Genomic DNA, 12,299 nt, shown 5'->3' on the forward strand with positions numbered 1-12,299 from the left:
GCTTCACCGCCGGCGCCGCGCCGCACCGGCAGCGGCCCCGCACGCGCTAGAGCCCGCTGTTCGCGGCGCGCTGGCGCAACAGTCCGAGCACCGCGTCGCAGTACGGCGTCGGCACGCCAAGCTTGCGGCCGAGCTCCGGAAACACGCCGAGGATCGGCCCGATCTCGAGCGAACGCCCAGCTTCGACATCCTGCAGCATCGACGTCTTGAACGCGCCAAGCTTACGCGTGACCGCGATCCGCTCGGGTCCGCTCATCCCCGAGGACAGGCCGAGCCGTGCGCCGATCGCCGCCGCCTCCTCCATCATCCGCAACGCGAGTTCCTGCGTGAACGGATCGTCGAGCAACTGCCCGGTCGTCGATCCCGTCAGCGCACTCAGCGGATTCATGTTCATGTTGCCCCACAGCTTCGTCCAGATCTCGGCCCGGATCGCGGGCGTCGACTCGACGTCGAAACCACCTGCCGCGAGCGCCGCGGCAAACCGGGCCGTGGCCGCGTCGAGCCGCTGATCCGGCGCACCGACGATCAGCCGGTTGCCGCGCCCGCGGCGTACGACGCCCGGCGCGTCGGTGCTCGACGACAGGTGCACGACGCAGCCGATCGCCTGCGCGGGCGGCAACGCCGCCGACACCGCGCCGGCCGGATCGACCGCGTCGAGCGGCACGCCGTCGATCGACCCGGCCAGCCCGTGCGTGAACCACCATGGCAGCCCGTTCATCGCCGCGACGATCACGGTGTCCGGCCCGACCAGCGGCGCAATGCGCTCCGCCAGTGCCGGCAGCGCCTGCGCCTTCAGCGCGATCACCACGTAGTCCTGCACGCCGAGCGCGAGCGCATCGTCGCTCGCGCGCACCGGCACCGACGACGTATCGCCGGTTTCGTCGATCACGCGCACCCCGTGCGTGTTCAGCGCGTCGAGCGTCGCGCCGCGCGCGTACGCGCTCACGGTCATGCCGGCCCGCGACAGCGCGGCCGCGAGCAATCCGCCGATCGCGCCGACACCGACCACCGCCGCGCGCACCGACCCTGAATTCGTGTCGTTCATGATGGAATTCCGTCTCCTGGGAGCTGACGAGCATAACGCTCAATGGTTGCGGGCACAACCATTCCCACGGGAACACGCCATGCGCCCGCGTTCGCGCGCTTCAGCGCGGCATACTGCCGGCTTCGACGGGTTCGTCGTCGGCCATGCTGCTGCCGGTGGCGCCGAGCACGCCCGCGATCTGGCTCTTGTCGTGCATGCCGAGCTTGCGGTACGCGCAGCGCAGGTAGTGACGCACGGTCGTCGGCGAAATCTCCATCTGTTGGGCGACCTCCTTGTGCGACCGCCCGGCGCCGTAATAGCGGATCGCCGCCAGCTCGCGCGGGCTCAGCCGGTCGAGCAGCGAGCGCGGCCGCGCTTCGATCTGGAACAGCCCCGCGACGGGCACGCACTGGATGCGCAGCGCGTCGCCGACGAACGGCTGGCCCGACTGGCGGCGCAGGTGCGCGACGAGCGGCTCCGGCACGCGCGCCCCGGCCCAGGCCGGCCACTCGGTGCGCAGCACGTCGTCGAAACCGTGATCGGCATGGTGGAGCACGCCGAAGTTGTCGCACAGCGCGCGCGCCGCCGGCGCGACCGTCTCGGCGCGCTCGCGCGTGAGCTGCGCGGCACGATTGATCGTCAGCGCGGCCGCGAGGTGCGGAATCACCTCCTCGAAGCGACGCGCATCGTCGTCGCTGAACGGGCGATTGAGCCCTTGCCGGTAGATCGACATGAACGTCGTCAGGCCGAAACGGCGATCGAGCGTACACACGCACATCAGCTGCGCGAGCCCGTACTTCACGCACCAGTCGCGAAACCGCACGTCGAGCCCCGGCTCGACGACCGTCAGCCGCACCGCGCGGCCATGCGCGCCGTGCAGCGTGCGGTGCGCCAGCGGATCGCAATCGCGCACGCGCTTCCAGTCGATGAAGAACGCGTGCGGCAAACGGTACAGAAAGCTGTTGTGCATCACGGGGCCGGTCGGCGCATGGGTCGCGACGCCGGTCCACGCGGCATCGAACGGAATGAGCGCCTGCAGTAGCGAAAAGAATCGGTATTCGAATTCGCCGATGCCGGATTGCGCGGCCACTGCATACAGGTCGAGCAGCATCAGGCCGAGTTCGCGCTGTGCTGCGTCGCCACGCGTGACGCCGTCGAAATCGGCGCGCCGGGACGGCAGCGGCGGCCACGCGAATTCGTCGAGCACGATGGCGGCCGGCACGTCGCGCAGCGCTTCGAGATCCTGCCCGATATCCGTCGTGATCCTCACCTTCCGCTCCCCTGCCCGATCGGGCTGCTGATGTGCGCTACGACACCGGCCGATTATAGCGAGCGGCTTTTTTGGCGGGCCACGGTGCCGGAACCAGCGCCAACCCCATCCATTTGAACGGTGCACGGCACGTTGCTGCTCCGCAGCACGCCGCGCCGCGGCGTCGCACGGCGCTGATGCCGCGCACCGCGGGTTTTCCACACCGTTCATCTGTACGACTGTTCGAAGGTTTTCCCGCTGCGGACACTGCGTCGCGACAACACCAACGACAAACCGATGCAAGACGGTCTGGAGAACCCCTCGTGACGAAAACCCGCTTCATCCGCACGGCCGCGGCCGCCGCGACGCTTGCCGCGTGCAGCGCCGCCGCCCATGCGCAGTCCGCCCTCACGCTGTACGGCGCGCTCGACGCCGGCGTGCAATACCTGACGCACGCCGACGGACGCCGTTCGGCCGTGCAGTTGCAGAACTACGGCATCCTGCCTTCGCAGGTCGGGATCAAGGGCCACGAGGATCTCGGCGGCGGCTGGCGCGCGCTGTTCAAGCTCGAACAGGGTCTCAACATCAACGACGGCACCGCGACCGCGCCCGGCTACGCGTTCTTCCGCGGCGCGTACGTCGGCATCGCGGGACCCGTCGGCACCGTCACGCTCGGCCGGCAGTTCAGCGTGCTGTTCGACAAGACGCTGTTCTACGACCCGCTCTGGTACGCGTCGTACAGCGGCCAGGGCGTGCTCGTGCCGATGAATGCGAACTTCATCGACCATTCGGTGAAGTACCAGTCGCCGACGTTCGCGGGCTTCGACGTCGAGGCGCTTGCCGCGACGTCCGGCGTCGCCGGCAATACACGCGCCGGACGCGTGCTCGAACTCGGCGGCCAGTACACGAGCAACGGGCTGTCGGTCAGCGCGGTACTGCATCAGGCGCACGGCGACGTGGCGGCGGCCGACGACACGTCCGCGCGGCGCCGGGAACTCGGCACGCTCGCCGCACGTTATGCGTTCGCCACGCTGCCGCTCACCGTCTATGCGGGCGTCGAACGCCTGACCGGCGACCTCGATGCGGCGCGCACGATCGTCTGGGGCGGTGCGCGTTACCAGACATCGAACGGGATCGGCCTGAACGCGGGCGTCTATCACACCGATTCGCGCACGCCGGCGATCGGCCACCCAACGCTGTTCATCGCGAGCACCACGTACGCGCTGTCGAAACGCACCGTCGCCTACGTGAACCTCGGCTATGCGCGCAACAGCGGCCAGAGCTCGCAGACCGTCTACGAATACGACCCGACGCCGCTCGCCGGCGCATCGCAGTTCGGCGCGATGGTCGGCATGTACCACCTGTTCTGATTCCCCCAACGAGATCCCGCCATGAAAACCCTGTCCCCGGATGCCGCACGCTCGCCCGACGGCCGTGCGCCGGCCTTCGCGCGCTCGACGCTCGTCGCGCTCGTCGTGTTCGCGGCCATCACGCCGTTGCTGCTGCTTGTTGCACCGGCCGTTGCCGGCCAGCTCGCGACGCAACTCGGATTGTCTGCATCGCAGGTCGGCACCTACTTCTTCGTCGAACTCGGTGCGTTCAGCCTCGCGACCGTGCCGTCGTACCTGTGGCTCGGCCGGGTCGACGCGCGCCGCGTCGCCGGATTCGCCATTGCGCTGTTCGGCGCGGGCAACCTGCTGACCGCACTGTCGATGCCGGGCTTCGCCGCGCTGCTCGCGCTGCGCGCCGTCACCGCACTCGGCGGCGGCTCGCTGATGGTGCTCTGCATGACGAGCGCGGCGACGAGCGAGAACAGCGACCGCGTGTACGGCCTGTGGGTCGTCGGCCAGCTGATCGCGGGTGCGATCGGCCTGTTCGTGCTGCCGCACGTGTTCGCCGCGTTCGGGCTGCGCGCGCTGTATGTCGCGCTCGCCGCGCTCGCACTGTTCGCAGCACCGCTATCGCGCGGCTTTCCGTCGTCGCTCGGCACGCGGACGACGCCTGCCCGATCCGCGCGCGGCGACGCGACGCAAACGCCGCGAAGCTTCGTCATGCTCGCCATCGGCGCGGTGCTGACGTTCTATCTCGCGATCGGCAGCGTGTGGACCTTCGCGAGCCGCGCGGCGGCCGAGGCCGGGCTCGATCCGCAGTCGACCGGCAACGTGCTCGCGATCGCGAGCGTGATGGGGATCGCGGGCGCGGCGCTCGCGTCGTGTGCGGGCGGCCGGCTCGCGCGACGCGCGATGCTGGCGGCCGGTTACGCGCTGCTCGCCGCGTCGCTCGTCGCGCTCGCCGCGATGCGGCACACCGGCGGCTACAGCGCGGCGATCTTCGCGTTCAAGTTCGCGTGGACGTTCGTGCTGCCGTTCATCCTCGCGACCGTCGCGCAGATCGACACGTCGGGCCGCCTCGTGGCAACGCTCAATTTCGTGATAGGCGCAGGCCTTGCCGCCGGCCCACTGCTTGCGGGCCTGATGCTCGACGCCGGCGGCACGATGCGCGCGCTGTTCGTGGCCGCGACGGCCGTCGCGATCGTATCGTTCGCCGCGCTGCGCCACATCGATCGCCGCGCGCGCGCTTCCGTTTTCTCCCAACCGTGACAGGTTACGCATCCATGAATCGCACTGCCTTCTTCACCGACGAACGCACTTTCTGGCACACCGGCGGCACACACGCGCTGTTCTTTCCGGTCGGCGGCTGGGTCCAGCCGCCGTCGAGCGCGGGCTACGCGGAATCGCCCGATTCGAAGCGCCGCTTCCTGTCGCTCGTCCAGGCGTCGGGCCTTGCCGCGCAGCTCGACCTGCGCGGCGCCGAGCCGGCCACGACCACCGATCTGCTGCGCATTCATCCGGCGCACTATCTCGACGCATTCCGCGCACTCAGCGACGCGAACGGCGGCGACCTCGGCGATCTCGCGCCGTTCGGCAAGGGCAGCTACGAGATCGCCGCGCTGTCGGCCGGCCTCGCGATCGCGGCCGTCGATACGGTCGTCGGCGAGCGCGCGGCCAATGCGTTCTCGCTGTCGCGCCCGCCTGGCCACCACTGCCTGCGCGACCGCCCGATGGGCTTCTGCATGCTGGCGAACATCCCGATCGCGATCGAGGCCGCCCGCGCGAAACACGGTATCGAGCGCGTCGCGGTGATCGACTGGGACGTGCATCACGGCAACGGCACGCAGTCGATCTACTACGACGATCCGGACACGCTGACGATCTCGCTGCACCAGGACCGCTGCTTTCCGCCCGGCTACAGCGGCGCGGACGACCGCGGCGAAGGTGCCGGCCTCGACGCAAACCTGAACGTGCCGCTGCTCGCGGGCAGCGGTGACGACGCGTATCGCTACGCGTTCGAGCGGATCGTGCTGCCGGCGCTGGAGCGCTTCCGCCCCGAGTTGATCGTCGTCGCGAGCGGCCTCGACGCAAGCGCCGTCGATCCGCTCGCGCGCATGCAGCTGCATACCGACAGCTACCGGTTCATGACGCGCGCGGTGAAGGATGCCGCGCAGCGTTTTTGCGGCGGGCGGCTCGTGATCGTTCACGAAGGCGGGTATTCGGAGGCGTACGTGCCGTTCTGCGGACTCGCGATCGTCGAGGAACTGGCCGGCATTCGCACCGATGTCACCGATCCGATGCTCGATCTCGCGATCGCCCAGCAACCGGGCGAGCGGTTCGTTGCGTTCCAGCGCGCGCTGCTCGACGAACTGGCGACGTCGTTCGGGTTGTAACGCGCGGGAACGGATGTGACGGGGCCGGCCCGCGCCGGCCCTTGCGCGATCCGTGCGGATGGGGTTTCCTGTGCTTTTACCCCTGTTCCGGCTCGAGGCCGCACTCTTCCGATGAAATCGTCCCCGCGCGATGACAACGACAACGCCAAAACGCGCCGCCAGCCATCGAAGCTGGTCCTGAACATCGCCGCCGTCACGGTCGGCCTCATCACGTTCGCGATCGGCGCGGCGTGGGTGATCTACAGCTGGGTCGTCGATCGCGAAGCGCAGTATTTCGCGATTCCGCTGGTGTTCTCGGTGCCGGTGATCGTGGCGGTCGCGATCCGGAGTTTCTGGGAGTAGGCGCGCCTGAAATGACGAAGCGCCGCGGTCGGGCGACGCGCGGCGCTTGTTGTCGGGCTGGTTTCAGATGGCGCGGAGAATCGCGCGATTCGCTTGCGCGTCGGTCACAGGCCGGGACGCGGGCACGGGTTGGGTGCTGCGCCCTGATATCCGCCGGCGACGGCGCCCAGAGCAGCGCCAGCCAGCGACGTGCCGAGCGCTTTCAGCACGTTTTCGGTCGACAGCGTCTCGCCGCTCGACATCATCCGCCCCGAGTACGCGGAACACGCCGACGACGATGCAACCGTCTGCACGGGCTTGGCGCTCCATGCGATGTTGTCGGCAGGCGTATTGGCAAAAGCCGGCGCGGCCAGCATCAGCGCCAGAACGGAAATCGGAATGCGTACGGTGTTGTTCATCGGTGGCCCCTCGGTATATTTGTGCTTCTTGTATTCGATCGTGAACATGATATTACACGCGGCCGGATTTCAGTGAGCGTGCGTATGGACGCGCATGTCGGCGAAAGAACGACCATCAACGAAAAAAGCGCTGCGATCAGTCGACCGGCAGCGCTTTCTTGAGGAACCGTACCCTGGCGGGTGCGTATCCAACTTCTGGTGCGTGAGGCCGGACTCGAACCGGCACACCCTTGCGGGCGTCAGGACCTAAACCTGGTGCGTCTACCAATTTCGCCACTCACGCGCATTTCTGTCGCCTGACCGCGCGGCACGCAAGATACGTGCGCCACGCGCCCGGGACGTCATGCCGGCCCGAAAACCGGCACGCCCGATCAGGCGAGCGCGAGATTCTACCCGATCCGTGCGGCCTTGTCTCGCCCCGCCCGCACGCGTCGTGCAGCGATGCTAGAATGCCGCGCTCGACGTTTCGGCACCGCGCCGCCGCGCGTCCCCCGAACCCGCCCCACCCGATTCCGCCCGTGAACTTCGACGACTACTGTCAGCAAAAGGCCGCCCCTGCGGGCTCCAGCGTCTACTACGCGCTGCGTCAGGCGCCGCTCGCCACGCAGCCGCGCCTGACCGCGCTGTTCGCGCTGCGCCGCGAACTCGAGGAAACCGTCAAGGAAACCAGCGATCCGACCGTCGGACACACGAAGCTCGCGTGGTGGCACAAGGAACTCGCGGCACTGGCCGACGGGCAGCCGTCGCACCCCGTCACGAAGGCGCTCGCGCAGCATCATCCGGCGATCGCCGCCGAAGCCGATGCGTTGCGCACGCTCGTCAACGGCTACGGGATGGATCTCGAACAGGCGCGCTACCTCGATTTCGCGAACCTGCAGCGCTACATCGCGCAGGTCGGCGGGACCTTCGCGTCACTGGTTGCGCGCGCCAGCGCGGCGAACCCGGCCGACCCGCAGCCGTGGGCCGCGGACGCCGGCCGCGCGCTGATGCTCGCTCAGTTCGTGCAGGAACTCGGCAACGACGCGCGCCACGGCCGCATCTACCTGCCGATCGACGAACTGCAGCGCTACACCGTGACCGCGGCCGATCTGCTGAATGGCCGCTACAGCCCGGCCTTCACCGAATTACTGCAATTCCAGACGGCCCGCGCGCGCGAAGCGCTCGCGGCCGCCGAAACGGCGATCCCCGCCTCCGAGCGCCGCGCGCAGCGCACACTGCGCGCGCAGATCGCACTGGCCGGCGCGCTGCTCGACGAAATCGAGCGCGACGGCTACCAGGTACTGCACCAGCGCATCGCACTGACGCCGATCCGCAAGCTGTGGATCGCGTGGCGCGCATCGCGCCGCCGCTGACCCCTCGCATCACGCCTTCAACAACGGCAGCGTATCGAAGCGCTGCTGCAGCACGCGCGACGCATCGAGCCCCCACCACGGCCCGAGCACGGTCGCATAAAGCTGGCGGAAATCGACCGCGACCGGCAGGTTGCCGTTGCCGTCGAGCCGGCCGAGCGCGGGCGGCGCACCGTACAGGCCGCCGGCCACGCGGCCGCCCATCACGAAATGCGGCGCGGCCGTGCCGTGATCGGTACCGTTGCTCTGGTTCTCGCGCACACGCCGCCCGAATTCCGCATACGTCATCACGAGCGTCTGGTTCCAGCGCCCGAGTTCGATCAGCGCGCCGCGCATCGCACTCATCCCTTCCGCGAACTGCTTGAGCAACGCAGCCTGCTGCCCCGGCTGGTTCTGGTGCGTGTCGAAGCCGTTGAGCGTCAGGCGCAGCACCGCGACGCCATCCTGCGCGCCGGGCCCGGACGCCTCGCACGCGGCCAGCACCTGCATCGCAGTCTTCACCGACGTGCCGAACGCGCCGGCCGGAAAGGCCGTCCTGAATTCGCGCATCCCGCCACGCGGACGCAGCCGGTCGGCCGCCTTCACGATGTCGTTCTCGACGTCGATGATGTGCGCGAGCGCAGGGTTCTGCTCGCGCAGCGACGACGGCTCGGCGAGCCGGGCCGCCCGGATGAACTGCGCGGGATTGACGAGCGCGATCGCACGCGCACCATTCGACAGCGGCCCCATCTCGGCGCTGCCGAGCACGACGCCATCCGCCGCGAACCCCGGCGGCACGGGCGCCTGCGCGAACGTGCGCGTGAGCCAGCCTTCGTGCAGGTACTGGTCCGAGCGCGACGCGGTATCCCAGATCTCGATCGAGCGGAAATGCGACAGGTTCGGCTGCGGGTAGCCGACGCCCTGCACGACCGCGACCTGCCCGTCGCGCCACAGCGGCATCAGCGGCGCAAGCGCCGGGTGCAGCCCCGTATGCGCATCGAGCTGCAGCACCTGCTCGCGCTTGATGCCGATGCTGCGCCGGAACTGGTAGTACAGCGGATCCGTGTACGGCACCACGGTATTGAGCCCGTCGTTGCCGCCCTTCAGCTCGACGAGGATCAGCACGTTCGCATACCCGGCCGCCGGTTGCCGCCCCGCCTGCGTCGCGGAAGCCGCCATCGCGGGCGCTTGCCACATCGACACGCCGGCCGCGGCCGCAGCGCCCGTCAGCGTCAGAAAATCACGTCGGTTCATCGCGCATCCTTTGGTTCGCCGTCCGGCACCTTTGCCGCGGCGGCGCCCCGCTTCGTCGTCGTTCGAATCATTTCAGTTGATAGGCCGGATCCATCAGCAGCGCCTCGAGATACGCGCTGCCGGTCGAATCCGTGTCGATCGCCGCGACCGGCGACAGTTGCAGCACCGCGTGCTGTAGTTGAAGCTCGGTCGACAATCCCGCGATCGCCTGCGGCCGCGCGCGATATTGCGCGAGCCAGCGTTCGAGGTCGAAACGCAGGCCGGCGCGCGCGGGCTTCGGCGGCGTGCCGCGCATGCCGGCCGCGGACGCCGTGTCGACCACCGGCATCGCTTGCGCACGCGCATTCGGCGGCGGCGCCATCGGATGCGCAGGCGGATGCATGCCGGCCGTCTCCGTCGCGCGGAACAACTGCTCGACGAACTGCTTGCGCGACAGCAGCGTGGTGCTGTTGATCCACAGCGCGCCGCCCGGCCAGCCCTTCACGTTCGGCGGATAGAACAGGTTCTGCCCGAGCGTGCGCACGGTGTTCGCGAGCATCTGCGGATCGCCGTACGCGACATCGAACAACCGCACCGATCCGACGACGAACTCGGCCGGCGATTTGACGAGCACGCCGCGATTGCGCGGATCCCAGAACGCATCGGTCGACCACAGCGCGGCGAGCGCCGCGCGAATGTCGTAGCCGCTCGCGCGGAACCGTTCGGCCACCGTATCGAGCGCGCCCGGCTCGGGCGTATCGGACACGAACTCGCGCCACAGCTTGCCGGCAATGAAGCGTGCGGTGCCCGGCCGCTTCAGCAGGATGTCGAGAAAGCCGTCGCCGTCGAACGGCCCCGTTTCACCGAGTATCGTCTTGTCGCCGGCATCGTGCGCTTCGGGCCGCACCTCGAAGTGCAACGTATCGGGATCGATCGTCCAGCCCGTCATCGCGCGCGCGGCCTCGGTCACGTCGTACTGCGTGTAATGCCCTTCGCCGAGCGTGAACAGCTCCATCACCTCGCGCGCGAAATTCTCGTTCGGACGTCCCTTGCGATTGCTCGCGCCGTCGAGATACTGCAGCATCGCCGGATCCTTCGCGACCGCATGCAGCAGCGTGCCGAAATTGCCGAGCGCCTCGCGGCGAAACAGCGCGTTCTGCGCGGCCATCGTCTGCGGGTAAGGCACCTTGTCCTGCCCCGACGTGAAGTGCCCGTGCCAGAACAACGTCATGCGCTCGGTCAGCGGCGAAGGCGTGACGATCATCTCGTTGACCCAGGCCGCGCGCAGCGCATCGTAGCGGCGATTGCGCTCGCGCTGCTCGTCGCGGCGCATGTCGGGGGTCAGCGCCTGACGCTGCGCGCGCGTCGGCGGCAGCTCGGCGATCCAGTCGGGCCACGTCGTCGCGGGCTCGTGCCGCACGTTGCCGAGCGTGTCGGCCACGACCTGCGCGCGCGTCATGCCGACGACGCGCGCGACGTCGGCGGGCGCGGGAGAGAAGCCGGTGCGGCTGAGGAAAAACAGTGCGTCGTCGGCATCGAGCGGCGACTGCATGGCAGGCGACGGCGCCGGTGCGGCAGCGTTCGCTTTCATCGTCATGGACTCCCGGAACTCACCGGCGGTGCGGATGCCGGTACAACGGCATGCGGCAGGCGAAAGTTGACGGAAAAAGTGCTACGAATTCTTTCCGCACGGGATGTCCGCGCAGGGCGAAAGACGGCGCGTGTCAGCGCTTGTACAACTCGCGAACGGCGTCTTCGATGTGCTGGCGCAGCAGGTGCCGCTCTTCGGGCGTCATGTGGCCGTCGCGGCGGTGCTGTTCGAGATCGGGAGGCACGGCGGAACGAACCGTCATCTCGGCGGTACGGTCGGACTGCGGCGCTTTGCCGCGCGGCAGCTTGCGCGACGGTGCGCCCTGCTCGGGGCGCTGCGCATACGCGAAGTTCGACGCATACGGACCGGCAAGCGCGATCGTCAGCATCAGTGCAATCCGGGCAGATCGCATGACCGTCCTCGCTTCTTTGGTCGATTTGTTCCCTTCGTCACGCGGCAACCGGCTACCTCTGGTACTTGAAAAACCCTGCGGAAATCGGGTGTACAAAGATGAATGATGGAGTGCAGGGGAGTATCTACCGAATTTCGGCTTCGAGTAAAGGAATCTCTATAGCCTGCCTTTACTCGGCGCGACACTACGGGTAAATTTTGTAACCGACTGTAACGCACGAAAATACGTGACCGTGCGTCAATTCCCATTCGCGATAAGATGCCGATCATGGAAACGAAAAACCCCTCCAAGATTCTCGTCGTCGACGACGACCCTCGCCTGCGCGATCTGCTGCGCCGTTACCTCGGCGAGCAGGGTTTCAACGTATACGTCGCGGAAAACGCGACCGCGATGAACAAGCTCTGGGTACGCGAGCGTTTCGACCTGCTCGTGCTCGACCTGATGCTGCCGGGCGAAGACGGCCTGTCGATCTGCCGCCGCCTGCGCGGCAGCAACGACCGCACGCCGATCATCATGCTCACCGCGAAGGGCGAAGATGTCGATCGCATCGTCGGCCTCGAGATGGGCGCCGACGATTACCTGCCGAAGCCGTTCAACCCGCGCGAGCTCGTCGCGCGCATTCATGCGGTGCTGCGCCGCCAGGCGCCGGCCGAACTGCCGGGCGCGCCGTCGGAAACCACCGAGGTGTTCGAGTTCGGCGAGTTCTCGCTGAACCTCGCCACGCGCACGCTGACGAAGTCGGGCCAGGAAATTCCGCTGACGACCGGCGAATTCTCGGTGCTGAAGGTGTTCGCTCGCCATCCGCGCCAGCCGCTGTCGCGCGAAAAGCTGATGGAGCTCGCGCGCGGCCGTGAATACGAAGTGTTCGACCGCAGCCTCGACGTGCAGATCTCGCGCCTGCGCAAGCTGATCGAACCGGATCCGGGCAGCCCGCGCTTCATCCAGACCGTCTGGGGCCTCGGCTACGTGTTCATCCCGGACGGCGCCGCCTGATCTTT

The 12,299-nt window shown here is 68.2% G+C and carries 12 protein-coding genes and 1 tRNA gene; 6 read left to right on the forward strand and 7 right to left on the reverse strand.

The window, feature by feature from the left end; genetic code table 11:
- Window positions 1–46 precede the first annotated feature (46 nt).
- Window positions 47–1,045 carry a 2-dehydropantoate 2-reductase gene (locus HWX87_RS11675; RefSeq protein WP_176047270.1) on the reverse strand — a complete coding sequence of 333 codons (999 nt, stop codon included), beginning with the start codon at window positions 1,043–1,045 and terminating at the stop codon, window positions 47–49.
- Between the two features lie 100 nt (window positions 1,046–1,145).
- Window positions 1,146–2,294 (reverse strand): LuxR C-terminal-related transcriptional regulator, encoded by a 1,149-nt coding sequence (locus HWX87_RS11680; protein WP_176047271.1) that lies wholly within the window; start codon window positions 2,292–2,294, stop codon window positions 1,146–1,148.
- Between the two features lie 302 nt (window positions 2,295–2,596).
- On the opposite strand from HWX87_RS11680, the gene HWX87_RS11685 reads away from it, so the two are divergent.
- The 4 genes from HWX87_RS11685 to HWX87_RS11700 all read left to right on the forward strand — a co-directional run bounded on the left by HWX87_RS11685 (window position 2,597) and on the right by HWX87_RS11700 (window position 6,339).
- Window positions 2,597–3,643, forward strand: a complete 1,047-nt coding sequence (locus HWX87_RS11685) for a porin (RefSeq protein ID WP_176047272.1) — start codon at window positions 2,597–2,599, stop codon at window positions 3,641–3,643.
- A 21-nt stretch (window positions 3,644–3,664) separates the two neighbouring features.
- Window positions 3,665–4,873, forward strand: a complete 1,209-nt coding sequence (locus HWX87_RS11690) for an MFS transporter (RefSeq protein WP_176047273.1) — start codon at window positions 3,665–3,667, stop codon at window positions 4,871–4,873.
- A 14-nt stretch (window positions 4,874–4,887) separates the two neighbouring features.
- A complete protein-coding gene (locus tag HWX87_RS11695) occupies window positions 4,888–5,997 on the forward strand; it encodes a class II histone deacetylase (RefSeq protein WP_176047274.1) in 1,110 nt (369 codons plus the stop codon).
- Window positions 5,998–6,108: 111 nt separating this feature from the next.
- A complete protein-coding gene (locus tag HWX87_RS11700; RefSeq protein ID WP_059233918.1) occupies window positions 6,109–6,339 on the forward strand; it encodes a hypothetical protein in 231 nt (76 codons plus the stop codon).
- Window positions 6,340–6,443: 104 nt separating this feature from the next.
- Here the strand turns inward: HWX87_RS11700 and HWX87_RS11705 are convergent, their stop codons facing one another.
- Window positions 6,444–6,737, reverse strand: a complete 294-nt coding sequence (locus tag HWX87_RS11705; RefSeq protein WP_176047499.1) for a hypothetical protein — start codon at window positions 6,735–6,737, stop codon at window positions 6,444–6,446.
- A 196-nt stretch (window positions 6,738–6,933) separates the two neighbouring features.
- A tRNA-Leu gene (locus tag HWX87_RS11710) sits at window positions 6,934–7,020 on the reverse strand.
- Between the two features lie 235 nt (window positions 7,021–7,255).
- On the opposite strand from HWX87_RS11710, the gene hpnD reads away from it, so the two are divergent.
- A complete protein-coding gene (gene hpnD, locus HWX87_RS11715; RefSeq protein ID WP_176047275.1) occupies window positions 7,256–8,089 on the forward strand; it encodes a presqualene diphosphate synthase HpnD in 834 nt (277 codons plus the stop codon).
- Window positions 8,090–8,098: 9 nt separating this feature from the next.
- Here the strand turns inward: hpnD and HWX87_RS11720 are convergent, their stop codons facing one another.
- The 3 genes from HWX87_RS11720 to HWX87_RS11730 form a co-directional block, all read right to left on the reverse strand.
- Complete coding sequence (locus tag HWX87_RS11720) at window positions 8,099–9,319, reverse strand: DUF1501 domain-containing protein (RefSeq protein WP_176047276.1); 1,221 nt, start codon at window positions 9,317–9,319, stop codon at window positions 8,099–8,101.
- A 67-nt stretch (window positions 9,320–9,386) separates the two neighbouring features.
- Window positions 9,387–10,889: a DUF1800 domain-containing protein gene (locus tag HWX87_RS11725; protein ID WP_176047277.1), complete on the reverse strand. Its 1,503-nt coding sequence runs from the start codon at window positions 10,887–10,889 to the stop codon at window positions 9,387–9,389.
- Window positions 10,890–11,022: 133 nt separating this feature from the next.
- Window positions 11,023–11,301 (reverse strand): hypothetical protein, encoded by a 279-nt coding sequence (locus HWX87_RS11730; RefSeq protein WP_124450473.1) that lies wholly within the window; start codon window positions 11,299–11,301, stop codon window positions 11,023–11,025.
- Window positions 11,302–11,568: 267 nt separating this feature from the next.
- On the opposite strand from HWX87_RS11730, the gene ompR reads away from it, so the two are divergent.
- The gene (gene ompR / locus HWX87_RS11735; RefSeq protein WP_004199523.1) at window positions 11,569–12,294 is read left to right on the forward strand and encodes a two-component system response regulator OmpR; all 726 of its coding nucleotides are present in this window, start codon (window positions 11,569–11,571) and stop codon (window positions 12,292–12,294) included.
- The last annotated feature ends 5 nt before the right edge of the window (window positions 12,295–12,299 follow it).

This window comes from Burkholderia sp. BCC1644, from assembly GCF_902833225.1.
Taxonomy (GTDB): domain Bacteria; phylum Pseudomonadota; class Gammaproteobacteria; order Burkholderiales; family Burkholderiaceae; genus Burkholderia.

Coding starts and splice junctions, on each gene's coding strand:
- ompR (WP_004199523.1), top strand. CDS start 11,569: ATGGAAACGAAAAACCCCTCCAAGATTCTCGTCGTCGACGACGACCCT.
- HWX87_RS11725 (WP_176047277.1), bottom strand. CDS start 10,889: ATGAAAGCGAACGCTGCCGCACCGGCGCCGTCGCCTGCCATGCAGTCG.
- HWX87_RS11675 (WP_176047270.1), bottom strand. CDS start 1,045: ATGAACGACACGAATTCAGGGTCGGTGCGCGCGGCGGTGGTCGGTGTC.
- HWX87_RS11705 (WP_176047499.1), bottom strand. CDS start 6,737: ATGAACAACACCGTACGCATTCCGATTTCCGTTCTGGCGCTGATGCTG.
- HWX87_RS11690 (WP_176047273.1), top strand. CDS start 3,665: ATGAAAACCCTGTCCCCGGATGCCGCACGCTCGCCCGACGGCCGTGCG.
- HWX87_RS11700 (WP_059233918.1), top strand. CDS start 6,109: ATGAAATCGTCCCCGCGCGATGACAACGACAACGCCAAAACGCGCCGC.
- HWX87_RS11695 (WP_176047274.1), top strand. CDS start 4,888: ATGAATCGCACTGCCTTCTTCACCGACGAACGCACTTTCTGGCACACC.
- HWX87_RS11720 (WP_176047276.1), bottom strand. CDS start 9,319: ATGAACCGACGTGATTTTCTGACGCTGACGGGCGCTGCGGCCGCGGCC.
- HWX87_RS11730 (WP_124450473.1), bottom strand. CDS start 11,301: ATGCGATCTGCCCGGATTGCACTGATGCTGACGATCGCGCTTGCCGGT.